Source organism: Corynebacterium sp. LK28 (genome assembly GCF_014335105.1).
GTDB classification, from domain to species: domain Bacteria; phylum Actinomycetota; class Actinomycetes; order Mycobacteriales; family Mycobacteriaceae; genus Corynebacterium; species Corynebacterium macclintockiae.
Genome location: NZ_PDGZ01000009.1, coordinates 179,035 through 203,382, shown reverse-complemented (window position 1 = coordinate 203,382; position 24,348 = coordinate 179,035). Strand labels below are relative to the sequence as shown.

Annotated in this window: 14 protein-coding genes, 2 tRNA genes and 1 other RNA gene; 5 read left to right on the top strand and 12 right to left on the bottom strand. The window is 61.6% G+C overall.

Annotated elements, in window-relative coordinates; translation table 11 throughout:
* Positions 1 to 264: 264 nt before the first annotated feature.
* Positions 265 to 1,308, top strand: a complete 1,044-nt coding sequence (locus tag CRD15_RS04305) for a magnesium and cobalt transport protein CorA (RefSeq protein WP_187401996.1) — start codon at positions 265 to 267, stop codon at positions 1,306 to 1,308.
* A 33-nt stretch (positions 1,309 to 1,341) separates the two neighbouring features.
* Here CRD15_RS04305 and ffs read toward each other — a convergent pair.
* Positions 1,342 to 1,436, bottom strand: an RNA gene (gene ffs / locus CRD15_RS04300) — signal recognition particle sRNA small type.
* 163 nt (positions 1,437 to 1,599) lie between these two features.
* Here ffs and CRD15_RS04295 point away from each other — a divergent pair.
* Both CRD15_RS04295 and CRD15_RS04290 read left to right on the top strand, forming a co-directional pair.
* Positions 1,600 to 1,688, top strand: a tRNA-Ser gene (locus tag CRD15_RS04295).
* A 153-nt stretch (positions 1,689 to 1,841) separates the two neighbouring features.
* Positions 1,842 to 2,687, top strand: coding sequence for a crotonase/enoyl-CoA hydratase family protein (locus CRD15_RS04290; protein WP_187401995.1), 846 nt, complete (start codon positions 1,842 to 1,844; stop codon positions 2,685 to 2,687).
* Between the two features lie 67 nt (positions 2,688 to 2,754).
* Here CRD15_RS04290 and CRD15_RS04285 read toward each other — a convergent pair whose 3' ends face one another.
* Positions 2,755 to 3,906 (bottom strand): glutamyl-Q tRNA(Asp) synthetase, encoded by a 1,152-nt coding sequence (locus CRD15_RS04285; protein ID WP_255463731.1) that lies wholly within the window; start codon positions 3,904 to 3,906, stop codon positions 2,755 to 2,757.
* 96 nt (positions 3,907 to 4,002) lie between these two features.
* Between CRD15_RS04285 and CRD15_RS04280 the strand changes: the two genes are divergently transcribed.
* Together CRD15_RS04280 and tgt are read left to right on the top strand one after the other, a co-directional pair.
* On the top strand, positions 4,003 to 5,091 hold the full coding sequence (locus CRD15_RS04280; RefSeq protein WP_187401994.1) for a hypothetical protein: 1,089 nt from the start codon (positions 4,003 to 4,005) through the stop codon (positions 5,089 to 5,091).
* Positions 5,092 to 5,711: 620 nt separating this feature from the next.
* Positions 5,712 to 7,148 (top strand): tRNA guanosine(34) transglycosylase Tgt, encoded by a 1,437-nt coding sequence (gene tgt / locus CRD15_RS04275; RefSeq protein ID WP_187401993.1) that lies wholly within the window; start codon positions 5,712 to 5,714, stop codon positions 7,146 to 7,148.
* 94 nt (positions 7,149 to 7,242) lie between these two features.
* Here the strand turns inward: tgt and CRD15_RS04270 are convergent, their stop codons facing one another.
* From CRD15_RS04270 to CRD15_RS04225, 10 genes are all read right to left on the bottom strand, one after another.
* The gene (locus CRD15_RS04270) at positions 7,243 to 9,897 is read right to left on the bottom strand and encodes an MMPL family transporter (protein WP_187401992.1); all 2,655 of its coding nucleotides are present in this window, start codon (positions 9,895 to 9,897) and stop codon (positions 7,243 to 7,245) included.
* 1,056 nt (positions 9,898 to 10,953) lie between these two features.
* Positions 10,954 to 11,943 (bottom strand): class C sortase, encoded by a 990-nt coding sequence (locus CRD15_RS04265; RefSeq protein ID WP_187401991.1) that lies wholly within the window; start codon positions 11,941 to 11,943, stop codon positions 10,954 to 10,956.
* On the bottom strand, positions 11,930 to 18,163 hold the full coding sequence (locus CRD15_RS04260; protein WP_187401990.1) for a DUF5979 domain-containing protein: 6,234 nt from the start codon (positions 18,161 to 18,163) through the stop codon (positions 11,930 to 11,932). Before CRD15_RS04260 ends, CRD15_RS04265 begins: the two co-directional genes overlap by 14 nt.
* A complete protein-coding gene (locus tag CRD15_RS04255; RefSeq protein WP_187401989.1) occupies positions 18,156 to 19,709 on the bottom strand; it encodes a SpaH/EbpB family LPXTG-anchored major pilin in 1,554 nt (517 codons plus the stop codon). The genes CRD15_RS04260 and CRD15_RS04255 overlap by 8 nt, the downstream gene beginning before the upstream one ends.
* The gene (locus CRD15_RS04250) at positions 19,709 to 20,641 is read right to left on the bottom strand and encodes a class C sortase (RefSeq protein ID WP_255463730.1); all 933 of its coding nucleotides are present in this window, start codon (positions 20,639 to 20,641) and stop codon (positions 19,709 to 19,711) included. Before CRD15_RS04250 ends, CRD15_RS04255 begins: the two co-directional genes overlap by 1 nt.
* Positions 20,642 to 20,666: 25 nt before the next feature.
* Positions 20,667 to 22,208: a SpaH/EbpB family LPXTG-anchored major pilin gene (locus CRD15_RS04245; protein ID WP_187401988.1), complete on the bottom strand. Its 1,542-nt coding sequence runs from the start codon at positions 22,206 to 22,208 to the stop codon at positions 20,667 to 20,669.
* A gap of 335 nt (positions 22,209 to 22,543) precedes the next feature.
* Positions 22,544 to 22,633: transfer RNA gene (locus tag CRD15_RS04240), tRNA-Ser, on the bottom strand.
* Between the two features lie 160 nt (positions 22,634 to 22,793).
* The gene (locus CRD15_RS04235) at positions 22,794 to 22,958 is read right to left on the bottom strand and encodes a hypothetical protein (RefSeq protein ID WP_187401987.1); all 165 of its coding nucleotides are present in this window, start codon (positions 22,956 to 22,958) and stop codon (positions 22,794 to 22,796) included.
* 285 nt (positions 22,959 to 23,243) lie between these two features.
* Complete coding sequence (locus CRD15_RS04230; RefSeq protein ID WP_187402039.1) at positions 23,244 to 23,672, bottom strand: nucleoside deaminase; 429 nt, start codon at positions 23,670 to 23,672, stop codon at positions 23,244 to 23,246.
* Positions 23,673 to 23,846: 174 nt separating this feature from the next.
* On the bottom strand, positions 23,847 to 24,347 hold the full coding sequence (locus CRD15_RS04225; protein WP_187401986.1) for a tRNA adenosine deaminase-associated protein: 501 nt from the start codon (positions 24,345 to 24,347) through the stop codon (positions 23,847 to 23,849).
* Position 24,348: the final 1 nt, after the last annotated feature.

Sequence of the window (24,348 nt, the reverse complement as noted above, 5' to 3'; positions counted from 1 at the left end):
CGTGCTGGGCTAGCCATCGGTGTGGCTTTCTTTCTGCAAGTCTAACCGAAGCCCCGGACAGCGCGCCCCGGCGCTGTGGGCGCCGCGGCCCCGGCGATCCGCACCACCGCTACCTGCAGGCGGCACCGCCGAGCGCTAGGATATCGACGAGTTGAAGCGCACAAGCATGCCCTAGCGCCCTCCCGCGCCCCGCGCGCACTACCCGTGCACTGCCCACGCACTGCCCGCGCACCGTCTGTCGGATTGAGTTGGAAAGGATCCACCATGGCACACACACCACCCAACCGAATCCGGGTACCCGTCGAACGCGCCATCCGTGAATGTCGCCTTTACGTGCAGGGCAAGCAGTACCCAGGCCAGGCGAACTACGCCACGGCGCTGAAAGACATTGAAGCGCTGTCGGATGGCACCAGCAAGGACTTCGTCCTGGTCGACCTGGAGGAACCCTCCGAGGAGCAGATGACGAAGGTGGCCCAGCGCTACGACGTCGACGAGCTCATCGTCGAGGATGCCGTTAACGCCCACCAGCGCGCCAAGCTGGAGCGCTACGAAGATCAGCTGTTCACCGTCGTCCGTTCCGTCCGCTACGCGGGCAACAAGGACCTGGTCGACCGGCGCGACATCATTCAGACCGGCGAGGTGCAGATGGTCATCGGCCGGAAGTTCATCATCGTCGTGTCCCACGGCACGGATCTGCCCAACCCGGAAAGGCGTCTAGAGCAGGCGCCGGAGCTGCGCAGCAAGGGGCCGCTGTCGATTGCCTGGGCGATCACCGACTACCTCGTCGACGAATACACGCGCATTGCGGAGGCTCTAGAAGACCGAGTTGATGGACTGGAAGAGGAAGTCTTCACCCTCGGCGCCGAGTTCGACATCGAGAATATCTACGTCCTCAAGCGCGAGATCCTGGAGATGCGCCACGCCATCGACCCCCTGATCCCCGCCCTGCGCGCGCTGATCGACAACCACAAGGATCTAACGTCGAAGCAGATCAGAGCGTTCTTCCGCGATGTTTTGGACCACGCCATGCTGGCCAAGGACAAGATCGATTCTTTCGACGAGCGCCTGACTTCCCTTATTCACGCGGGTTCGGCGATCATTTCTTTGCGTCAAAACCAAGATATGCGCACGATTTCCGCGGTCGTCGGTATGGCCGCTGCCCCTACGATGATTGCGGGTGTGTACGGCATGAACTTCGAAAACATGCCGGAGCTGCAGTGGCACTACGCCTACTACGTCTGCTTGGCCGCGATGGTCGGCGTGGTTGTGCTGATGTGGTGGTGGTTCAAGCGCAATAACTGGCTGTAGCGCGGGCACCGAAGCGGGCATAACACGGGCATAAAAAGGGGACCCCGCGCACCCGTCAGAGCTCGTTGACCCTTGCTGCATTCCTGCCCTGGGGGAGTTCACAAGATACACGCCGCGCGGAATCCGCTGCCCATACTAACTCACGCGCACTCGTTGTTCCAAAGGCTCGTTCTTTCTTGTGTATGGACGCCCACTTTCCAACCCCTAGCACCGGATTTGGAAACTAAAGGCAGCGTTGTGTAGCCTGTCATGAGTACGTCAGAGCTACTCTTTTGTTCTGCCGTTCGGCATGGAGGATTCGACTAGCGGCCTATGTCACACGCCTGGAACGCGTGCGGGAGTCACATCCCTCAGGGGTTCAAATCCCCTATCCTCCGCCACATCTCACATAGTGAGGCACCGGCGCTCGGTGACCGCAACGCGGTTCCCGGCGCCGGTTTTGTTTTTCTACTGCTTACCCTGGTGAACCTGCCTAGCCCCTGGTTTCTCCAATCCCGCCACTGCACGATCCGCCGTGCCCTAGGTTGAAAGGCATGACTGCTACCAGCCCGTCCAGCACCGGCGCGTCCGACACCAACCCACTCGTCACCACGGAATACTCCGAGTCCATTCCCGGCCTCGTCTACGTCCGCCTGAACCGCCCCCGCAAACTGAACTCGCTGACGATAGACCTGCTCCAGCAGTTGATCTCCACCGCGCACACGCTCCGCCGCGACCGCTCCGTCCGCGTGGTCATCCTCTCCGGTGCGGAAGGCAACTTCTCCGCGGGCCTTGACTTCGCGGATACGCTGAAAAGCCCGCCGCGCATGCTTTCGCATTTCATCCCGCGTCCCCTACGCGGCACCAACACATTCCAGGAGGCGCCGTGGACGTGGCGTCGCCTCCCCTTCCCGGTGATCGCCGCGGTGGAGGGCTACTGCTTCGGCGGTGGCGTGCAGATCGCTTGTGGGGCGGATTTTAGGTTTACGAGCAATGACGCCCACTGGTCAGTGCTGGAAGCGAAATGGGGCCTCGTGCCGGACATGTCGGGGATCATGTCCCTGAAGCAGTTGCTGCCGATCGACGAGGTGAAGCGACTGGCCATGACCGGGGAGATATTCTCCGGGGAACGCGCCGCGGAGCTAGGCCTGGCCAAGGCTGTGGAGGATCCACTGGCCGCAGCGGAGGAGCTGGCACAGCAGATCATTGAGCGCTCTCCCGATTCGGTGGCGTTGGCTAAGAAGCTGGTGGACGAGACGTGGGAGTCCGGCGAGCGGCGGACTTTCGCCCGCGAGCGCCTGCGCCAGGCTCGGCTGCTGGTGAGCAAAAACGCAGAGATCGCACGCAAGGCCGCGCAGAAGAAGATCCCGCCGAAGTTCCGCCCGCGCGCAGTGCGCTAGCGCGCGGAACCTCCGCAGGGCGCTAGCTTCCGCGCGTCGGCCACGCTGCGCATCGACTTGCCGCGCCCTAGTCCTCTGCGTTTTCCGCGGGGCGCCAGGTCACGGGCTCGCGGGGAAGTAGTTCGGGTCGGAACGTCCGCAGCATGCCAGCGGGCGAAATTCCCCCGCCCACTGCCACCTCAGGCTCGCCAGCGGCCCCGGCCACTCCCGCCGCCTCCACTTCAGCGCCTACTGTTTCTGCCGCCGAGACGTCCACCGCCTCACCGAGCGAGTCCGCGATCCACCGCAGCATCCCCTGCGCCCCGCCCGGGAAGTCCCGCAGCGTGACAGCCCCGTCCCGCTTCGCCAGGCGCTTGCCGTCCGGCCCCAACACCAGCGGAACGTGCACATACTCCACCGGAGGCAACCCCAGCAGGTGTGCCAGATACGCCTGCCTCGGCGCGGAACTCAGCAGGTCATCCCCGCGCACGACCTGCCCCACCCCGGCCAGCGCATCGTCAACAACCACGGCCAGGTTGTAGGCGTAGTCCCGGTTCACCTGCCCGCCCGCAGCAGCTCCGCCTGCCGACGCCCCCACGCCTGGTCTCGCAGCTCCGCCACCGTCCGGCGCGCCCGCGCCCACGCCGGCCCCCGCGCCCTTCGGCGCGTTCCCGCCGCGCCGCAGCACCATGTCATCCACCGCCCCGCGGTACACCCCGCCGCCCACGGCGAACCGCTCGCGCACTTCCCACTCGTCCACGCCCGCGCGCAGCCGCAACGCCGGCACTCGCCCCCGCGCCGCTAACTCCGCGCGCTTGGCCGCCCGCTCCGATTCCCCCAGGTCGCGGCACGTTCCCGGGTACGCTCCCGGCGCGGCGTGCGGCGCGCGGACCGCTTCGGCGATGTCCTTCCGCGAGCAGTAGCACTCGTACACGAGCCCCTTTTCTCGCAGCGTCTGTAGCGCTTTTTCGTACTCTGACCAGCATTCTTGTTGACGCCACAGCCTCCCCTCGAACCCAATCCCCATAGTGGCAAGGTCCCGTAGTTGCTGTTTCGCACTTTCTTCCGACGAGCGCTGAGCATCAATATCGTCGATCCGCATCCGAAACTCGCGGCCCTCGTGCTTGGCGAACAACCACGCCAGCACGGCGGTCCGAAAATTCCCCAGATGCAGATCCCCCGAGGGGCTGGGCGCGTACCGCCCCGCCCCTCGCTGTCCCCCGCTCGCAACCTCAGCCAACTCCGTCGCCTCCTGTTTCCACTTTCTCTGGCAAGGCTACCCGCGGATCTGCGATACTTTGAAGCCAAGGGGACAAGCTCAACGTGTGGGGGAAATGTGAATTCGTTGGCGTGGGGGCGTCAGAAAGAAAAGACAACAACAACGCTGCTCATCGAGGCGAAAGAGCTCCCGAGCAGCGCGCGGCGACGGCTGTCGCGCGGGCGGAAGCACCACAAGATTGCGCCGGGGATCTACGCCGAGCGCGCGCATTGGGACGAGCTGCCGCGTGCCGAGAAGGTGCGATTGAACGCGATCGCACATGGCCTGAGCTGCACAAACGGCGTGCTGTGCGGGCGCTCCGCGGCGCTGCTGCACGGGCTGCCGATCGCGGGACGGGCAGAACCGAACGCCGAGATCGGATACTACCCGCCGGGTGGTAGCAACGTGACACGCCACCTCCGAACAGCGCGGCCGTTGCATGCAAAAGCTACGCAACGTCTAGAAATGCTACAAGTAGTAACCGCGAATGGGCTGCGTGAAGTGCGGCTCACCTGCATAACGGACACAATCATCGACCTCGCCCGTTGGCACAGCGTGGCGGATGCTGTCGTGGCCGCGGAATTCGCCGCACCGGCCGGTGCCGACGGCGTGGGGATTTCGGAATTTATTACGGCTCTGCTCGCTGATGCAGGCAAACTGCGGAAACTCCGGGGGATCTCAAAGGTGAGGGACGCATTGCGACTGATCAACGGTGCATCCGAGAGCCCGCGAGAATCCGAGCTAAAAGTGAAACTGTGGGAGGCCGGACTGCCTGCGCCTCTCCAGCAGGTGGAGTTACACTACGAGGGCTACTTCGCAGGTCGCGTGGACTTTTTCTATCCCTGCGGACTGGTGATCGAATATGACGGACAGGGTAAGTACCAACCCGGTTCCACGAAACTCGACGATGGCCAACTGAGCGGCGCTGGTGTTGGCGCAGGCGGCGTGATCAACGAGGAAGTCTTCGCCGCGCGGCAGATCCTCAGTGAACGCGAGCGCGAGCGGAAACTGCAGAACCTAGGGCTGCGCATTTACCGAGTAGATCGCAATAACTTCCGCGATGGAAGCGCCGTGGCGGACATCTGCAGGATTCATAAGCAAATGACGCAGCATGGCCTCGAATTCCCCACCACCAACTACCGGGGAGGTGTGCCGGCGTGGGAGTAGCAGCTCCTAGCTGGAGGTAGTTGCTTTCCTAAGGAAGAAGAATGGCGTCGGCGCGGGAATAAGTTCACCTGTAGGGCGTGCATCGAGTCGGCACGGAAGACGCCAAATCCGGCAGAGCGATTCTAAGCCCGTTTAAGCGATTTTCTCCGCGCCGAAAGGGGCGAGAATGCGCCGATCAGTCAGACGAGCCGACGCCGTTCTGCAGGTTTTCCGACGCTTGGACGGCCAAATGTCCCAAATTCCACGTCTTAAAATATAACCATTCTGTTTGCGCAGGTCAGAGCGTTGAGTTTTTGCGCTTCATACCTGCTACTTTCAATAACTCGAAGATTTGGGACATTCGCATTTTGACCCGCCCCGAGATTCGGCAGCCCTGGGACTGATGGGACTAGAGGGACAGATGGGGCGGGCCGGAGGGAGGGGTAAACGCTCAGCCAATAGGCCCGGGCAGAAGATGGGACCAGTGGGGCTGATGTGGCGGCACGGGAGCCCGGCAAGCGGGAATGGGGAGGAATGCAGGCGGGAAATCGACCACACGGGAAGGGGAATCAGCCGCGCGGAAGGGGAATCGGCGGCGTGGAAGGGGGCGCCGACGGAAGCGGAGGATAAAATAGGGCGCCATGGCCGACAATCAGGGAAACACCAGCGCAGGTACAGGCGCACGCACTGCAGACCTATCCTTCGAGGTCCGCACCCGGCTGCGCGATAGCGACAGCGCGGGCGCGGGCGCAGGCGCAGGCGCGGGCGCTTACGGAAGCGCTGGCACGGACGCGGATGCCAATTCCGGCGGAAACGCGCGCCTTAACGGAAGCGCGCGCCTTAACGGAAGCGCTGGCGCGCTGGGGCGTACGGGCGTCATAAAGACTCCGCATGGGAACATCCACACCCCAGCGTTCATCCCGGTAGCGACAAAAGCAACGGTCAAGACCCTCACGCCCGAGCAGGTGCGGTCGACGGGCGCGCAGGCGATGCTGTCCAACGCGTACCACCTGTACCTCCAGCCGGGCCCGGACATCGTGGACGAGGCCGGCGGGCTCGCAGAGTTCGAGAACTGGCACGGGCCGACGTACACAGACTCCGGCGGCTTCCAAGTCATGAGCCTCGGCGTGGGCTACAAGAAAGTCCTGGCCATGGACACAAAAGGCCGCAGCGAGGCGGACATCATCCAGCAGCAGAAGAAGCGCATGGCCGTGGTGGACGAGGACGGCGTGGATTTCCGCAGCGTCATCGACGGCAGTAAGCACCGCTTCACGCCGGAGGTTTCGATGCAGATCCAGCACCAGCTGGGCGCGGACATTATGTTCGCGTTCGACGAGCTCACCACGCTGGTGAATACCCGCCCCTACCAGGAGCAATCCGTCGCGCGCACGCACCGCTGGGCTCGCCGTTGCCTGGCGGAGCACCAGCGCCTGACGGATCTGCGCCCGCACCGTCCGCTGCAGTCGCTGTGGGGCGTGGTGCAGGGCGCGCAGTACGAGGATCTGCGCAGGCAGGCCGCCCGTGGGCTGGTGCAGCTGTCCGAGGAGGCGGAGGCGCAGGGCAACCGCGGTTTCGGCGGCTTCGGCATCGGCGGAGCGCTGGAGAAGGAGAACCTCGGCACGATCGTCCGCTGGGTCGCCGAGGAGCTGCCGGAGGATAAGCCCCGCCACCTGCTCGGCATCTCGGAGCCGGATGACCTGTTCACGGCGATCGAGGCCGGCGCGGACACGTTCGATTGCGTCGCGCCGACTCGCCTGGGCCGCCGCGGTGGCGTGTACACGCTGGACGGTCGCCTGAATCTTATGGGCGCGCGGTTTAAGAGGGATTTTTCTCCTATTGACGCCGCAGTAGGCGGTTATGTCTCGGAGAATTATTCGCGCGCTTATATTCACCACTTGTTGAAGGCGAAGGAATATCTGGCCGGGACGTTGTGTACGCTGCACAATCTGCATTTCATGGTGGGGTTGGTGGATCGGATTCGCGAGTCCATGGAGCAGGGGCGTTTCTACGAGTTCCGGGAGGAGTTCATGGCGCGCTACTACGGGCCGACGTGGCGGGAGCGCCTGGGCTCGCGCTAGCGCGGGCAGGCCGGGCGGCCGGCGGGCAGGCGCGGGCATGCATGCCGCGCGCCTGTTCGCTAACGCACGCGCTCCAGCGAGCGCCCGTTCGCCGCTAGCGCGGGCTCGCCGGGCGCCCGGCGTTGTCGAAGCGCTGGATCTCCCCGGAGCGGAAGTCGCGCTCCAGCTGCGAGCCTTCAATGTCGAAGGTCGGCAGCACCCGGTCCAGCCACTTTGGCATGTACCAGGTGGCCTTGCCGAGCAGCATCATCATGGCGGGGATGAAGGTCATGCGCACGAGGAAGGCGTCGAACAGCACGGCGGCGCCCAGCGCGAAGCCGAAGATCTGCACGAACGGCAGTGGCTGGAAGATGAAGCTGGCGAACACGCCGATCATGATCAGCGCCGCCACGGTGACGACTTTCGCACCCATGCCAAAGCCGAAAATCACCGAGTCTTCGACGGGCGTGTACTTCGAGGTCCGCGCCGCCTCAGCGGATTCATGCTTGAAGCGTTCCCGCATGCGCGACACGATGAACACTTGGTAGTCCATCGCCAACCCGAACGTCACGCCGATGAGGAAGATCGGCATGAAGCTGATCAGCGGCCCCGGCGAGCTCCACAGCCCGCCCCAGCCTTCCTGCCAGACCAGCACGGTCAGGCCGAAGGCACCGCCGACGGACAGCAGGAATCCGAGTGCCGCCATGATCGGCACGGTGATGCTGCGGAAAATCATCAGCAGCAGCACGAGCGCCAACCCCACGACCAACGCAAGGTAGATCGGCATGGCCTTCGACAACTGGCTGGTGACGTCCTGCTGGATGGGGATCAGTCCGGTGATGCCCATGTCCACGCCGGTTTCCTTCTCGATCACGCTCTGCTGGCTGCGCAGAGCGTGGATCAGCGAGGCAGTGCCTTCGTCCGTCGGCCCGCCCTGCGGTGTGATCAGCAGCTGCGCCACGTACCCATCGTCGCTCTGGCCGATGAGCTGCGCATGCTTGACATGAATGTTGCTGCCCAGGTTCTCCATCGTGTAAATAAATGACGCCTGCGCCGCGGCCTTAGCCCGGTCGCCAGCCCCCTGGCCAGCCTCCGCGGCCTGCTCGTTTCCACCCGGCGCCTCCCCGCCCGGCGCCTCCGGCGCATCTCCGCCTGGCGCATCTCCGCCTGACGCGTCCCCGCCCGGCGCCTCCGCGGCCTGCATGTCCGCCTGGCCCTTAATGTACGTCGCCAGCGCGGACGAATCCGGATCCGCATTCTTGCCGTTGACGATCACGAGGAACGGGGCGTTGCGCCCCGGGCCGAAGCCCGCCTCCGTCATCTCCGCGGCCTTGCGCTGGGTGGAGTCCACGTTCGCCGTCTTGTCATTCGGCAGCGATAGCTGCAGGTTCAGCGCCGGCAGAGTCAGCGCTGCCAGCACCAGCATCACCACCGCGATCGAAATCCCTGGGAAGCGGTACACCAAGCTAATCCACCGGCTCGCCAGGCCGCGCTTCCGCGCACCGTCGTCCACGCGCTGGCGCTCCCCGTGAGTGTTCTCGCCGTCAACGCGCACCGCGCGCCTGCGACCCGCCGGACCGCCCGTGAAATACCCGTGCGCCGAATTCTCCCCCACGAGGGCGGAGGCGTACTGCTGCCCGAAATTGGCGTCCTTACGAAAGACCCGCGAGCCACACGCCCCCAGCAACGCGGGCAAGAACGTCAACGCCACAGCCACCGCGACCACCACACTGATCGCCGCGAAGAGGCCCATGTACGACAGGAACGGGATGTTCGCCAGGCGCAGCCCCAGCAGCGCAACCGTTACCGTCAGGCCCGCGAACACCACCGCCGAACCCGCAGTGCCCGAGGCCAGGCCGATCGCATCCGGGCGCGACCTGCCCTGCCGCAGCTCGTCGCGGTAGCGCGACATGATGAACAGCGCATAGTCAATGCCGACAGCCAGACCGATCATCAGCCCCAGCGTCGGGGTGATGGAGTTCAGCGGCAGCAGCGCCGTCGCGCCGACCGTCACCAGCGCGCCAATGCCCACGCCCACAATCGCGGTGGCCAGCGGCAGCCCCGCCGCCAGCAGCGAACCGAACGTGAACGCAAGGATGATCAGCGCCACGACCACGCCCGCGATCTCAGAGATCGGCTCGACCTTAATCGGGTCGCCGAAGCCGGGGCCGCCGACTTCAACCTCCATGCCCGCGTCGCGCGAGATCTGGATCGCGTCGTACACCGCCTGCCGGTCCTCGTCGGTCACGTCGGCGGGCAGCGGCACGTCGTAGCTGAAGGTCGTCGTGCCGTAGCGCCCGTCCGCGGAGTACATCCGCAGATTCTCCGCGTCGGATTTCGCGGTAGCTTCGGGCATGCCCTGCTTCGTCATCTGCTGTACCAGCAGTTTGCCCAGCTTGTCGTTGAGCTCTACGGGGTTGCCGAACTGCGGCCCTTCTTTGAAGTCGGGGACGTTCTTTCTTAATGACGCCACCGTCTCATCCATCGCCGCCATCAGCTCTGGGTCTTCGAGCTTCTTCCCCTCGGGGGCTGCGAAGACGATGTTGACGTCGGTGGATTCGGCCGGGTTTTTGGTGCCAGGGAAGTTCTCTTGCAGCATTTCCGTGGCGTGCGTGGAGGGGACGTTCTTAATCTCGAAGACGTCGTTGAAACCCTTTTGGAACCCCAGGGCGGCGGCTGCGATGCCGACGAACAGCAGTAGCCAGGCGGCAATCACCCGCTTTTTGTGCAGGTAGGACCATCGTCCGAGGTTAAACAGGATTTTCGCCACTGGTTGACCTTCCGCCGGCTGGTGCGTTCGCTTGTGTCTGCTTTTACGTTTGCTTGCGCTTGCTTCTAGTTTGCTCGCACTCGCTTGCGTTTCCGTTCACTTGCGCTTGCTTGCGTTTCGTTTACTTGCGCTTGCTTCTAGTTTGCTCGCACTCGCTTGCGCACGCACTTACGCGCGCTCGCGCTTGCTTTCGTGGAACTTCTGCACAGTGGGTATTTCCCAGCTTCGCAAATAGTTCTCGAAATATACATCCTACAATAACTAAAACTGCAGGTGGAATGTTACAGGAGTTGCGCGTGTTGCCAGAGTTTCCCACCCCGCCTGCGCCTCCAGTCCCCTCGTTCGCAACCGCCACATCACACTAACCTCACACCCACCACACCCCTACGACCCATGCCACACGCCACACGCCCACCACACCCCACGATCATTCGCTCAAGCCATTCCGAACCTTCACCCCCACCTACAGAGGCCGCTCGCGCGGGCCAATGTCCCAAATCTTCGAGTTATTGAAAGTAGCGGATCCGCAGCAGAAAATCGCGAGTCTCTGACCTGCGCAAACAGAATAGTTATATTCTAAGAGCTGGAATTTGGGACAATCCCCTCCCCGCCAAGCCCCCGAAAGGCTAGTTTCCAGACAATTTCCAAATAAGGGGCTCAATTTCACACCCCTACTCAGGTATCCCCTACCCCTGTTTAGGCCGTCTATGAGCCTTACAGAGCTTCGACCTTGCGGCCACCCCAGCCGAAAAAGTGTGCGAACTTAAGTTCACGCACCGCATCGGCACATCTTCAAAGGGGCATTGTCCCAAATCTTCGAGTTATTGAAAGTAGCGGATCCGCAGCAAAAAATCGCGAGCCTCTGACCTGCACAAACAGAATAGTTTTATTCTAAGACGTGGAATTTGGGACATCCCCCTGTTCGGCCGCACGGAGCAACGCCCTCACAAGACCCGGTCGCGCCACAGTGTTCGCCTCATCGCGCCCAGTCAGACAGGCGCTCGCGCTAACTCGCGTTCTCACCCTCCGCGCTAACCCGCGTTCTCACACTCCGCGCTAACCCGCGTTCCCACCCTCCGCGCTAACCCGCGCGCGCTCGCGCTGCTCGCGCTTTTCCTTCCTCCGGCGCCAAGCCCTGTACTCGCGCCACGCTACCAACAGCAGCACCAGGAGAATCACGATCAAATCCAGGATCATCCACCAGGACAGCACCGGTCGCCATCCGTCAAAGGACTCTCCCGAGTTCCCCAGCGGCACACGCTCCGCATTGACTAGCAAGCGGTCAGTATTGATGCCGTACGGCGTGCACGTCACCAATGTCAGCTTGTCTTTGCCTTTTTCATACGTCACCTGCTGCCACTGATCAGGTTTCACTACTTTCCGGCCGTGCACCTCATACTTCAGCGTTTCCCCCATCACTTCGACGAAGACCTCGTCACCGTCCTGCAATTTCCGCAGGTTATCGAACATGGAGGCGTTCACCATCCCGGTGTGCGCCGACAGCAGGGAGTTCGTCCCATCGCCACCAACCGGCAGGTCAGAGCCATACATGTGCCCCACGCCCTTGTACAGCACACTGGAGTTCGTGGTGTGGTAGACCGGCAGATCCACGCCGATGGCGGGGATCCGCAGACGCGCCATCACGCCTTTGGTCTCCGGCGGGTTTAGGGTCTTCATGTATTCGTCGAAGCCGTCGTCGCCGTTCACTGCGGGTCGCGCGTGGTGCCCCTTTCGCGCCAGCTCTGCATTGTATGCACGTGCTTCCTGCAGGTAGTGCTGGGTCAGCTGCGGTGGTTGGATGCTTTCAACGTCGTGGGAGTATTCCTCCGCCTGGCTGTTGAGCTGCCAGTCGTTGTATAGCGTCGCCACGATCGGATACAGCAGGATCAGCACACCCAGCAGGATCCACACGAGGTCCCGGCGTTTACGTCGCTTTTTTCTTTGTTGACGCCCCCTCGCTTCCGCCTGCCGACCGGCAGGTTCGGCCCGACCGTGCTGCGTTGGGGCAGCGTCGGTCGGGTCGTCAGCTGGTTCAGATCTCGTCATCGTCCTCCAGCTCGCCGTCCTCCAGCTCGCCGTCCTCCAGCTCGCCGTCCTCCAGCTCGTCATCCTCGTCATCATCGCGGCGTCGGAGGTAACGGTAGAGACCAAAGGCAACGGCAAGCAATCCGAGCAGGATCACGTACAGCAGGGTTTGCATGCCGGTATCAGGCAGCATCCAGCCAATAGCCTTCTGCAGGCGGATAGCGCCGTAGGTGTCCGTGTCGGAGACGGCGCCGGCCTTGTTATCCGCGGTGGCGGTCACCTTGACCTCACCCTTGTAGCTGAAGAACTGATCCTGTGGTTCGGTGATCTCCACATCGAAGACACACTCGTGAGTGTTGCCGCTTGCTAACTTCAGCCCTTCGATGGAGCAGAACGTCGGATCGATCGCGCCGTCTGGAGGCACGGTGATGCTCTGCCCCGCAGCGTTGGTGATTTTGCGTCCTGCCAGCGACGGATCCTTCAGCGCAATATCGCCAATGGCCTGCGCACCCGTGTTGGTGATCTTGTAGTGCATCTTCATGGCAGTCGCGTCGTCCGGCAGCACAGCAGTATCGGCCACGGCACCCGTTATAGAACTGATCGGTGAACCGTCGATCTTCTTTTCGATTTGCACGCTGGGGAAGTTGTTCTTCGCGGTCAGAGTCCATTCCGGACCACTGGTAGACGGGTCATCCGCACGTTCAACAGACAGGACCTTGAGGTCTACGCGACGCAGGTTCTCTTCCAGAGGCTCGCCTTCCTTCGGTTCCGGAGCAGGCTGTTGTTCCACGTTCACGTCCGTGATACGGCTGCCGTTCTGAGTTACCTCGAGGATGGAGTTGGCGGTCTTCACCCCATCGTCGGTCTCCTGCACGAAGCAGGAGGAATCGACAGGCACCGACTTGAACGTGAGCGATTCGCCGGACTTCAAGGTAAACGTCGGGTTATCAACCGAACAGGTCTGGCGGAAAGCAAAGGTAGCGTTCTTGCCCGCTTCACCCGCGGAGGTCTTGGTGAACGTGACGTCCGCAAAGCCACGGTAGCTGTGATTCTCCGCACCAATCACCATCTCATTCTCCGTGGAGGAAAGATCCGCGGGGACATTGAAAGTGAACTGGCGGTTCTTTTGCGCCGCAGTGACAGCGCCGGGATCCACCTTCGCCAGCGGGGTGCGGGGCGCGCCGTCGGGGTCCTTGCCCCGCACCCAGGAGTTGAACTGGGTAGCAGGGGTTCGAGCGCCAGCGGTAACAGCCAGCTGCTTGCGTGGCGCAAGCGCGGGGCTTTCGCTGAGGTCCATGTTGCACTCCGCGCCCACTGGCAGGTCGACGATGAAGCCACCTGGCACAGGTGCAGCTGTAGCAACGTTGACACCTACCGGAGTGTCCGCGGTCGTCACGGTTTTGGAGAATGTGGTTCCCTTCGGATCCTTACAGGTGAACTTGGCTGTGTAACCGCCCTGGTCAATACCCTGCAGGTAACCGGACTGGTTAATGCTGACGCGCACGGGAGTCGTGCGGCGCTCGTAGCGGTTCACGAAGTCCCAAGACTCCACCGGTGCGTCTTCCTTGTCACCGGCATACTTTGCGATTTTCGCCTTTTCTACCGTGTGCTTGAGCTCCTTCGGGGTGCCATTGGGCGGACTCTCCTCGAAGGTGCAGTAGGCACCGACGGGTACGGAGACCTCCGGCGAGGTGTACGTCCGCGCTACCTCACCGTTGCCAGCATCCGCATAATCGCTGAAGCCCTTGTCCAGGAAGATCGCGTTTTCGATCTTCTTTCCATCGGAGGCCAGTTCCGAGTACTGGTATCCCACACCCTTACACTGCATCGTAAAGTCGAACGCTTGGTTCGGCTTCAGCAACTTCAGGTCATCTTGTCGGCCAACGACCTTCTTGGACATCTTGATCTTGGTCGTAACGTATTCGTAGTAGCTGGTCAGGTCAACAATGTTGTTAACCTTTCCATCCGCACCGTCGTCAACGGTCGGGAAGTACTGCGAATCAGTCACTCCGTCAGCAAGGTCCTTGTCGAAGAACGATGTACCGTCGTTCTTGTCAACGACCCAGCCAATCTGACGCGGACGTAGCGTCGCCTTCAAGAGGGGTTCGCCCTTAGGCTGCAGTTCTAGGTTGAGGTCGCCGTAGTTGTCCCCTTGGAAGTGGCATTCAGCACCTACCGGTACCCCTTCGTATTTGGCAGTTCCCGCGCCAGCAATAGTGCCCTCGTAGGTCCCCAACAAGGCTCCCGAAGCGCCGTCGCCGGTTTCGGGGTCGTGACAATCCAGCTTGAATTGGTGGGAATTGTACGGAGGTTTTTTACCAGCAGCCTCGTACTGTTCCTCCACGGCTGCTGGCAAGTGTCCCCTGGTGTTTAGGGTTACCGTCGCAAGTCGGCGGGAATACGTGTTGGTGAAGGTCACAGCGTTGTCGCCGTTCACGACGTCGAAATCGTTCGACTTTTCCTTATTGGCTCCGCCATTGATCGATACTTCCTGTTTGACGGAAATACCTGCCGCAGTGGTCGTCGCTCCTTCGGTGGCCGTGCAGTCTGATCCCACCGGGAACTCACCGAAGTCTAGAGGCGTATTTGCGGTAGCGGCGGAAACCACACCAGAGTCAATCGTCGGAGTATCCGGGTTATCAGGCGGCAGGCAGGAAATCGAAACGTTGAACTTGCGGTTGTTCTTTACGTCCTTACGCTGAGCAGAAATGTACTGCTGGGTCGCCGGATCAAACACCACAGACTTTGCACCCGTTACGTTGGTGTAGATGAAGTCGTAGGCGTGCGTGATCGTCACAGATGTCTTAGCCCCAACCGTGACATCCTCCGTGACCGGCGCCAGTTCGCTGAAAATTGCTGGCTTGCCCACGCCATCTTCATTGGCCACGGAAACGGTTGTTTCACGGGTCATCGGGAAGTCACCCGGCTGCCCGTTAAGCTTCTTACGCGTACCGGGGTCCTTCCCATCCTCGGCGATGTTGCAGCTGCTGCCCTTAGGAACAACATTCGCCGGAATGGTTACAGAATTTGGTTCCTTTTCTGGTGTGGAGGGATCATCACCGAGAGTTACGTTTCCGTACTCGCCCATTTCCAATGCTTTGCCGTCAGAGGCAGTGCATTGAACGGTATAGGAAACTTTTCGCACAAAAGCCTTGTTGGATCCCGAGTTCTGGGTGATCAGCAGACCATCACCCGTGGCTTTGTAGTCATTGGTGATCGTCCGAATGTTATCCGGTTGGTTAACGGTAAACGTCGCTGTGTCAGCGTCAGTCTCCCAGACCACCCCACCTGTGCTCAGCGTTGGTGTCTGCTCATCAAAACTACATTTATTGCCATAAGGTACGCCAAGGTTGCCGTTTTGGTCGTTGACGAGGTTCTTCAGCTCTGGATCGCCGCTACTGAGCTTCAAGGTGCCCGTACCCTCTTCACTCACGTAAACGGTGCCTTCCAGGGGAACATACTCGACCTGGCCATTCGCCCTGGTAACCGAACGAGGACCACATTTGAAGTCGAACTTATATTCACTCGGCAAGTTAACCGATAGACCGTTGCGTTTGATCAACTTCCTAAGCTGAACCTGCCCCAGCTTCGGCTCGTAAGTATTCCGAACGTGTACCTCGTTCTGGGCATCAGACGTATCAGCATTGACCTTCAGGATTGGCTTAGTCTTGGCCTCTTCGTTCGTCAGCGTGGTTACGTTATCGCTGGCATCAGCAGAGGAAAGGGTTGTACCCTTCAACTTCACATTGGGGAACTCGGGCAGATCCTTTTCCCAAATGAGGCAATCCGCGCCCACCGGAATGTCCTTGATTCGGGCGACCGGTCCAGAATCCGCAGTCTGGATATCCACCGTTCCTTCCCGATTCTGGCGGTTGTTATTTCCGCCCCACGTGCACTTGTACTGCACGGGGAACTTCTTTCCGTCCAGGTCAGGCGAGGCCGCAGCGTTACCGACAAGCTCCTTCAACACCTTCACATCGCGCAGCTGGTAGGAGTACTTCGCCTTAACGTGCAGATCGCCTTCAGATGGAGTACTGCCTTCCTTAAAGTCAGGCAGACGGAAGTGGTACGTTCCCGCAGCGTCGGCTCCCACGGGCTTTCCGTCATAGGTCACATCGCGCCCATCGAACTTGATGCGAGCACTTTCCTCGGCGCTGAGACCGGTCAGCGGCTTCAGCCAACAATCGCGCTCCACCGGGACGTCGGTTAGCTCCACCGCGCCTGTCGGCACTCCGCCGCCACTGCGGTCGATCTTCATGGTGATGTGGCGGTTCTTAACAGTCGTTCCGTCACACGTCAGCTCGAAGTCGTACTGGCGCGGGTATGCGAAGTCACCCACCGGATCGCCCGCCAGTTCCTTGGAGAGGTGCACCTTGCCAGCACGATAGTCGTAGCGGTTGTTCGCACGCACAGACACGGTCGTCTGATCCAACTTATTTGTACTTGTGGGTAGCGGATCACCCGGGGTGGTGCCGGTGCTCCAGGTCAAGGTCAGTTTTTTACCGGGTCGCGCTGGCGGCGCACCATCGGGGAAGCTCTCGCTAATGGTGCAGTTAGTACCCAGCGGCAGATTGGCCACGGTGGCACTCTGCCCCTTTTGCAGCACCCTGTTGCCTTCCAGCTTCACCTCTGGGTAGGCATTGGCGAACCCGTTGACGTCCGAACACTTGTAGTTCAACTGGAACGTGCGCAGCTGAACTTCGTCGAATTGCGCAGCGGAACCATCCACAGTTTTAGATAGCTGCAGATTTGATGCCTTAAACTTCGGTTCCCACTTCACTACGCATTCGGTCAGGTCGTTGTTTCGCTCTGCAACGACCAGTTCGCTGGTGTTCGTCGACGTGTTCTTCGTTAGTTGGTACCCGGCAGGAACCGAACCTTCCTTGATGGTCACAGCATTTGCGTTGCCCAACGTGCATGTCCACACCGGGTTGTACCGGCCGAATACTTTGGATGCGTCCCGACCGCTTGCGGTGGATCTAAAGATGTAGTCGTCCAGGGTCTTGCCGTCTGGTCCGGATGCGGGAATACGAGTTGTCTCCGTGTACTTACCAGGGGTCAGTAGCACTGGGTTTTCTTTGGCTCCCTGTGACGGCAGGCGCGTAGCTGCCGTGATATCGAATTTCGTGGCCTGGTTTGTTGCCGCCTTTTCGTACGTTGTATCGGAGGCAACGGCTCCCGAAACTCGGCCAATATTGATGGCCAATGCGATCGCTTGGGTACGCAAAACGCCAGTTGCAAGGGCGAATTCCAATTTATTGGGGTTGGGGGCGCTGACCAAGAAGGTACCTGGAGATCCCGAGGCATCTTGGTAGCAGATAAATCCACGCTGGTATTTTCCAGCCTCCCCGCCCCAGTTCTGCGGCTCAGTGCCTTTACCGTAAATGCTGTTGCATGCTCCGATAAAGTCATTTGGGGTCAGTCGAGTGATCTCATCGACCCTGCCGCCGACGTTATCCATACTGATCATCTCGTTCGATACGCCAGCCACGGTGGTGCTTTCCGCATCGGCCATCATGATTCGAAAATCTGGAACCTTGTTGCCCTTTTCGTCCTTCAGCTCAACATTGTCCATGTAGAACCGAACGATTCGCTCGCTGAGGCCACCCGCAGTGAAGCTCAGGATAGGCTTCGAAGTGTCGTCACCATAGCGCGTAAAGGTTCGCTCGCCTAGCTTTTCCCGGCCGAAGGCGGAGTTGATCCACGTCGGATCGCTCGCACCGAAACGATTTGCAGGTCCGTAATCAACCTTGGCCGTGAAACTTAGGGTATACCGACCAATCTTTCGAGTTACCCTCTCTCCGTTCTTCCAATCGAAGTTGGATCCGTCCGGCTTAGCCATGTTGATCCAGCACAGCTGCCGAGCCCACGGTGCGCTCGCCCCGTCGCCCTGGCGGAAGTTGCAGTCGCCCAAGTCGTTTGCCGCGGTTGCAGCCCGATCTCCCGTTGCACGTGTCTGCGCGTCGGCCTTCGGTGGCTCTGGAACGAAAGGCACCTCCGGGATCGACATCAAGCCCATGCCCAGCACAAACGTCACTGCCACCATCGCAGTGCGGCGCAGCGCCCCGCGGGCGTTCGCATATACGGCGCGGATCGCGGCTCGGGTGGTATTCGCCAGCGATTGTGTCTGCTGTCCAAATCCCATGGTGTGCCTTTCGGAGGTTTCTTGCTGTGGGTGCTTGTGCTGTAAGTGTGCTTGCTTAGTGCTCTTGCGTCGCGGGTCGCGCGGGGTTCTACTCATGGTCGCCCCTGTCCTCTAGCTGGGATCCAGGGTCGCGGTGGGTGTGGGCGTCATTGTCTTCTTGTTGACGCCTACGTCGCGCAACAACAAAGAAACCAACCAACAGCAACGCCACACCGACAACGAGTACCCCGATCACGCTGGCACCAGTCATCGGCAAGCGGTCGAGGAGCCCCGGCAGCCCGGTGCGGGGCTCTTCCTTGCCGCCGGGCTTGCCTGTCGAGTGGCCAGGCGCGGTGACTCCCGGCTTGCCAGACCCGCACACACCATTAGGCGGGCACTGCGGACGGTGGCCCGGCAGCGGGTGATTGCCTGCTCCCGGAGGCAGGGGGCGCTGCGGATCAAAGATCCAGTCGGGCCACTCGCCTGGCTGAATCGGCAGTTGCTCTTCCGGGTCCGACGGCACGGCCTGGGCGGGCAGCACGGTAAAGACAACCTCGTTGGATTCGACCTGCCACTCCGGCGGTTCGGCGCCGAGCACCAGCCAATAGTCGTGCCCATCGGGGAACGACAGGGCGGTGTTGCGAATCTTGGTGCCGGCGGGAGTGCCGGGCTTCACCACGGCGTGCATGTCGAATACGGCGCGTGCCTCCGGGTGCCCGGCGCGCATCTCGGCAGCGGTTTTCAGGCCCTTGTCGGTCAGCGTGATCTTCACGGTCTTGTCCGCGTAGTCATAATCGCCGCCGTGCGGTGCGTCCTGCACTTCTACGCGGTAGTCCTCGCCTTCGCGCAGCTCCACGGTCTTCTTGCTGTTCGCGATCAGGCCGTTGGTCACGCCCTTGAAATCCAGGTTCTTGTCCAGCGGGTCGGCGACGATCAGCTGGTACAGCTTCCCGCGAACGTCCGGCGCGGGCATCGTGGTTTCCAGTCGGAAGCGAACCTCGCCCCGCTTCTGCTCTTCGGCAATGCGCTCGGCTTCCGGGGTGCCGGGCAAGCCTCCCAGAATGTTCTTCGTCGCCATGATCGGCTGGTTCTTCGGGCGCACCACCACGTTGCGCTTTCCTGTCACATCGGGCAACGCAACCAGGAACGGCGTGGTCACGGAGTAGCGTTTGTTGCCCACTCGGCTCGGCTTTTCCCGCACCAGGTACACGCCTTGCGGCAGGTCACTAAAGGTCGCTTTGCCGTCGGCACCGGTGGTTTCGGTGCGTTCCTTGCCCAGCGGGTAGCCGGACTGGTCCGTCAGCGTGCGCGGGTCGGCCTGCGCCAGTGCATTCAGCTTTGTCTGGTCGTTAATGTCCAGGCCTTCTAGCTGGTTGATCTGGAACGTGATTCCGCCCAAAGGTTGCGGTTCTGGGGCCTCTGCGCCCATTTTTTCGGACGCCGGATCCCCCCCGAGCTTCACGATCGTCACACTGTTGGCCTCGCGCCCGGAGCCGTTGTCCGAGTTCCCCCCGGACTGCGCGCCTGCGATCCCGGCACCCGGAAACGCAGCGCCTAGCGTCATAAACAAAACACCAAAAATAGCAACAAGAGCCAGAACGCATGCACGGCCGCGAGCCGTCGCGTTTGCAAGCTGCGCGCGAGCGCTAGACCGTGCGTGCATCACTGTTCTGCTTCCTCGTGTTGTTCTTCTTGGTTTCTTTTACGACGCCTACGCCACAGCCACCACAGGAGGTACAGCAAAGCGATAAGGCTGATCACGATGGCCGCGATCATCCAGGGTTGCCAGGGACTGTGGTATTCCTGCTCGATACCGCCCGGCGGAAGGGCAGTGCGCTCCCCACGGACCAGCAGTCGGTGAGAGTTCACGCCATACGGCGTACACGTCACCAGCGTGACATAGTCTTTGCCCTCTTCAGGGCGTATTTTCTTGATTTCGCTGGGCAGTACGGTTTCGATCTGGTCGACTTTGTACGCCAGCTTCTCGCCCATCACTTCGATGACGAAAATATCGTTCATCTTCATGTGAGTGAGGTTGTCGAACATGGTCAGCGTGGCCAGGCCGGTGTGGCCTGTCAGCACACTGTGGGTGCCGGGTCCGCCGACTGGCAGCGCGGTTCCGTAGAGGTGGCCGATGCCGTGGGACAGGGTGCTTTGCGACGTGCCGTGGTAGACCGGCAGATCCATGCCCACAGTGGGGGCGTGGAGCCTAGCCATGACTGAATTGACGTTGAGCTGCTGCTCGTACTTCTTGTATCCGGGCGAGTTCACGTCCACGCCGTTGACCCACGGGTCCGCGGCACCGAAGGGCGGGAGCTCCCGGTTGTACTGGCGGGCGGATTCTAGTGCCCTGCTGCGTTCCTCGGGGGTCAGGGCTTCAACGTCGCGGCTATATCCCTGGGCTATGCGATTCTGCTCCACGTTCTTGTAGTGGGTCAGGATCACAGGCGCTAGCAGCACCAGGATGCCCAGGAGGATATAGACCAGGGAGCGTCGACTGCCGGCCTTGCCTCGCTTGCCTGACTTGGCACGTTGAGCCGGCTTGGCGTGCTTGCCTTGCGTGGCGCGCGCGGCGTGGCGGCTAGGTGCAGCCATGTGCTCCCTCGGACTTTCTCCCTATCTACGCGGTTGCCTGTTCCTTGTTATCGCGGTAGCTGGTGTACAGGCCGCGGGCCAGCAGGGCCAGGCCCAGCAGGAAGATCAGGACGATGCCCCATGCACCCGTGGCCGGCAGCTGGCCGAGGATGGAATCCTTCTTGTTGTCCACCTTGACGGTCATGGCGCGGGTCTGGGCGTTGACCTCCACGTGGCGCGGTTCCGGATCTCGGACGAAGCCTTCCGGAGCCTTGGTCTCGATCACGCAGTAGTCGAACGTCTGAGTACCGGTAGCTCCACCTGCGGTGGTGCTGATCGGGATACCGTATGCGTTAGCCTTGGAGACCTTGTTGGCCGTGTCGCCCGTGGTGAGGGTCGTGTTCAGAGTCTTGCCGTCCTGGGCGGTGGCAACATTCAGAGCGTCGCCGAGGACGTTCCACTTGCCATCCTTTTCCGGATCCTCGCAGCGGTAGAGCTCAAAATCGGCACCCTTCAGGTTCGGATCGCTTTCCGCCTCGGCAGTCTTGGTGATCTCCAGGTTGCCGAAGGTGGTGCTGGTCGGCTGCTTCTCGCCATTGTTGTCAACGTCGGTCGTGATCTTGCCGCCGTTGGGCAGGGTGATCTCTGCGGTGTTGTTGATCTGACCGTTCGCGGGCAGGGAAACCACCTTGGCGTCAAAAGCAACATGTACCTGCATGCCAGCGTTGGTCTTGCGTGCCTCCTGCAGCTTCGCACGACCGGCATCGGTGAACACGACGTTGACGGTGTTGTCATCGGTCTTCAGGGTGTAATCACCAGCAGCCAGCTCTACACCGTCCGCGGTTACCTTGACGCTGCCGGTCTGCAACTCGAGGTTTTTGACCAGCGGGTCCTTGATCTCGAACTGGGTCAGGTTACCAGCCGGAACCGGGGCGTTAATTGTGTAGGTCATGTTGCTACCCAGGGAAGTCTTGGAAGCGTCGACCTGCTTGTTCGGCTGCACATTCTGGTTCTTCGGGTAAACGGTGCGCTCGTAGACCCACTTACCGTCGGTGCCGGAGTACGGCAGGGTGATCAGGAACGGCGGAGCGACAGTGTAGCCGCCCTTCTGGAGCTCGGTGACGCGGTAAACGCCGACCTTGAACTCTGCGTTGGAGGCGGTATCGATAGTGGCCTTGCCGTCAGCGCCGGTTTCGATCGTGTCGACTACCTTGGCAGTCTTTCCCTTCAGATCGGCCGGGGTCATGCCAGCCAGCTCGCCCCAACCCTGAGCGGTGGTCAGGTCAACGCCTTCGATGCGCTCGATCTTGAACTGGACACCTGGAACAGGCTTGAGCTTGCTGGTGTCCTGCGGAGCACCGCTTCCCTCACCTGGCTCGCCTTCGTACTTCTGGATGTCGAGCTTGACCTTGGCATTAGCGTCAATGAGGTTGGCGGATTCCGATGCGGTGGGAGCAGCTGGGACACCGGAGGGGGTGGTAGCGCTCGGATCCTGCGCGAGCGCGGAAGGCGCACCCAAAGCAGCGGTGGACAGAGCGATGGTGGAAGCGGCGACGGTAGCGACGAGCTTCTTAGAGAACGTGGTCATACATCTTCCCTTGTGTAGTGGTGAGGCCAGTGAGGGGCGAGGCAGCAAAGTACTACTCGAGCTCACGCAACGAGACGGCGCCCAACAGGATCATCTAACCAGCTTCAAATGCTTTTACCAGCTGGATTTTACTTCCATCCCACGCTGCCAGCAAGTTAACCTGACCAGCCCCTTAACCTCCACTAATTGGGTTTGCCGACCGCAGCCAAGGCGTCACGTAGGCCTCTTCGTCCCAATCAGCCCCCGCGCGACCGGATCCCCCGGAGCCCCGCTGCACATACCAAAACCGCGCGCCGCCCCGGGATCTCATCCCGGACAGCACGCGGTAAAAACTTTGGCGGTGGCGGAGGGATTTGAACCCTCGGTTGCTTTTACACAACACTCGCTTTCGAGGCGAGTACCTTCGGCCGCTCGGACACGCCACCATAGTCGGCGATTGCAGACTCGTATTAGGTTAACACCCCCACTTTTTCGCACCAAAACCCCACCCCGCGCCCCGTGCATGCGAAAGCCCGCCGCGAACCTCCACCAGTTCGCAGCGGGCTTGCAATTCAGCACATCAGCGCGCCGACAGCCTCGGAGGACTTACTTGTCGCCCTCGCCGAAGACCTTGTCCATGCCCTTGTTCAGGCCGTCCTTGGCCTTGTCAGCCTTGTCGCCATCCAGCTTGCCGTCGATGAACTTGTCGGCGCCGTCCTGGATCTTGTCGCGGTGCTCGCCTGCCATGTCCTTTGCCTTGTTCAGATCCATTGATCTCTCCTTGGTATCGGTGTAGTAGCTAACTTTGTTGTAATTTGTGCGCCCCAGCCGCAGCATTCGTACGACCAGGACGCTCCATTCCCAACGTAGGTTCGTTTCCGCCACCTCGCCACCGCCGCGCCCATTTCCACGCCGCCAGCCAGCTTTTCCGATTGCAAATGCACTGTTCAGCGCCAGTCATTAAATTTCTGTAAAGGTTTTTTGACGCCCCGCTCCAGCTAGCACAAACCCCGGCGCAAGTGCTAGCGCACCCCCACCTCGAGGTCAGCTCATCCGCTACCGCAGGCGGGCGAAGAACTGCCGCAACAGCTCTTCGCATTCCCCCGCCAGCACACCTCCGCGGACGTCCGCCCAATGCAGCGGAGATTCCCGCGGCACGTCCCAGACGCTGCCGCAGGCGCCGGTGCGGGGCTCAAAGGCTCCGAAAATGATTCTTCCAATCCGCGCCCCGACCAGTGCCCCCGCGCACATGGCGCAAGGTTCCAAAGTGACCACTAGCGTGCAGTCCTCCAGCCGCCACGCGTCCCCAAGCTCCCGCACGGCTTCCCGGATGGCGAGGATCTCCGCGTGCGCAGTGGGGTCGCTGTCGGCTTCGCGCCGGTTAACGCCCCGCCCGAGCTCCCGCCCGTCCGGGCCGAAAATCACAGCGCCGACGGGCACGTCGCCCGCGGGAGTCTCCGCCGCAACCTCCAACGCCCGGCGCATCAGCGCTTCCGCGCGCACGGTCCCCGCGGCCCGCGGTAGGCCGCCACCAACGCCCACGTCAGCGCTGCTGTCCGTTCCAGCCCCGCGTACGTCAGCGCCACCAGTGCGCAGCGCGCCCGGCGCGCACACCCTGTCCCCACGCTCGCGCCGCTCCTGCGACTCCCGTCCCACCGGCTAAAACTCCAGCTCCACGCCCACCAGGTCCGCCAGTTCGTCGGCGAAGCCCAGCTCGTCCGCCACGCGCAGAACCTGCTCCGCGCCGTACAAATCATCGTCGTAGAAGATGATGGACATAATCTGCTCGCTGGCGCCTAGATCCTCCAGCAGGTCGAAGTCGCCCTCGGGCCACGGATCGTCGGAAGCGTCCGCCTCGTCCTCCGAAGGCGCATCAATATCGAGAGTGTCCAGCGCCTCGCTGGCAATGTTGTAGTCCAAGGCGGCGGTGGCGTCACTAAGAAGAATCCGCACACCCCCCGGCACCGGACGGAGCACAACGGACCAGTCGTCGTCAACGCAGAGCAGGCCGACGACGGGGCCTTCCGCGCGCGAGGCCCGCAGCTCCGCGATCAGGTCGGACAGGCTTTCGGTGGCGCGGGTGGGGAGTTCGCGCAGGTTCCACTGGCCGTCGGCGCGGATGGCGGACACGGCGAAGGTCAGGTCGCTGTCGGTGCTCATG

What these genes read in the sequence shown, in the direction of transcription:
- CRD15_RS04305 (WP_187401996.1), top strand. Translation starts at nt 265, where the DNA reads ATGGCACACACACCACCCAACCGAATCCGGGTACCCGTCGAACGCGCC.
- CRD15_RS04290 (WP_187401995.1), top strand. Translation starts at nt 1,842, where the DNA reads ATGACTGCTACCAGCCCGTCCAGCACCGGCGCGTCCGACACCAACCCA.
- tgt (WP_187401993.1), top strand. Translation starts at nt 5,712, where the DNA reads ATGGCCGACAATCAGGGAAACACCAGCGCAGGTACAGGCGCACGCACT.
- CRD15_RS04265 (WP_187401991.1), bottom strand. Translation starts at nt 11,943, where the DNA reads ATGACGAGATCTGAACCAGCTGACGACCCGACCGACGCTGCCCCAACG.
- CRD15_RS04260 (WP_187401990.1), bottom strand. Translation starts at nt 18,163, where the DNA reads ATGAGTAGAACCCCGCGCGACCCGCGACGCAAGAGCACTAAGCAAGCA.
- CRD15_RS04255 (WP_187401989.1), bottom strand. Translation starts at nt 19,709, where the DNA reads ATGCACGCACGGTCTAGCGCTCGCGCGCAGCTTGCAAACGCGACGGCT.
- CRD15_RS04250 (WP_255463730.1), bottom strand. Translation starts at nt 20,641, where the DNA reads ATGGCTGCACCTAGCCGCCACGCCGCGCGCGCCACGCAAGGCAAGCAC.
- CRD15_RS04245 (WP_187401988.1), bottom strand. Translation starts at nt 22,208, where the DNA reads ATGACCACGTTCTCTAAGAAGCTCGTCGCTACCGTCGCCGCTTCCACC.
- CRD15_RS04235 (WP_187401987.1), bottom strand. Translation starts at nt 22,958, where the DNA reads ATGGATCTGAACAAGGCAAAGGACATGGCAGGCGAGCACCGCGACAAG.
- CRD15_RS04230 (WP_187402039.1), bottom strand. Translation starts at nt 23,672, where the DNA reads ATGCGCCGGGCGTTGGAGGTTGCGGCGGAGACTCCCGCGGGCGACGTG.
- CRD15_RS04225 (WP_187401986.1), bottom strand. Translation starts at nt 24,347, where the DNA reads ATGAGCACCGACAGCGACCTGACCTTCGCCGTGTCCGCCATCCGCGCC.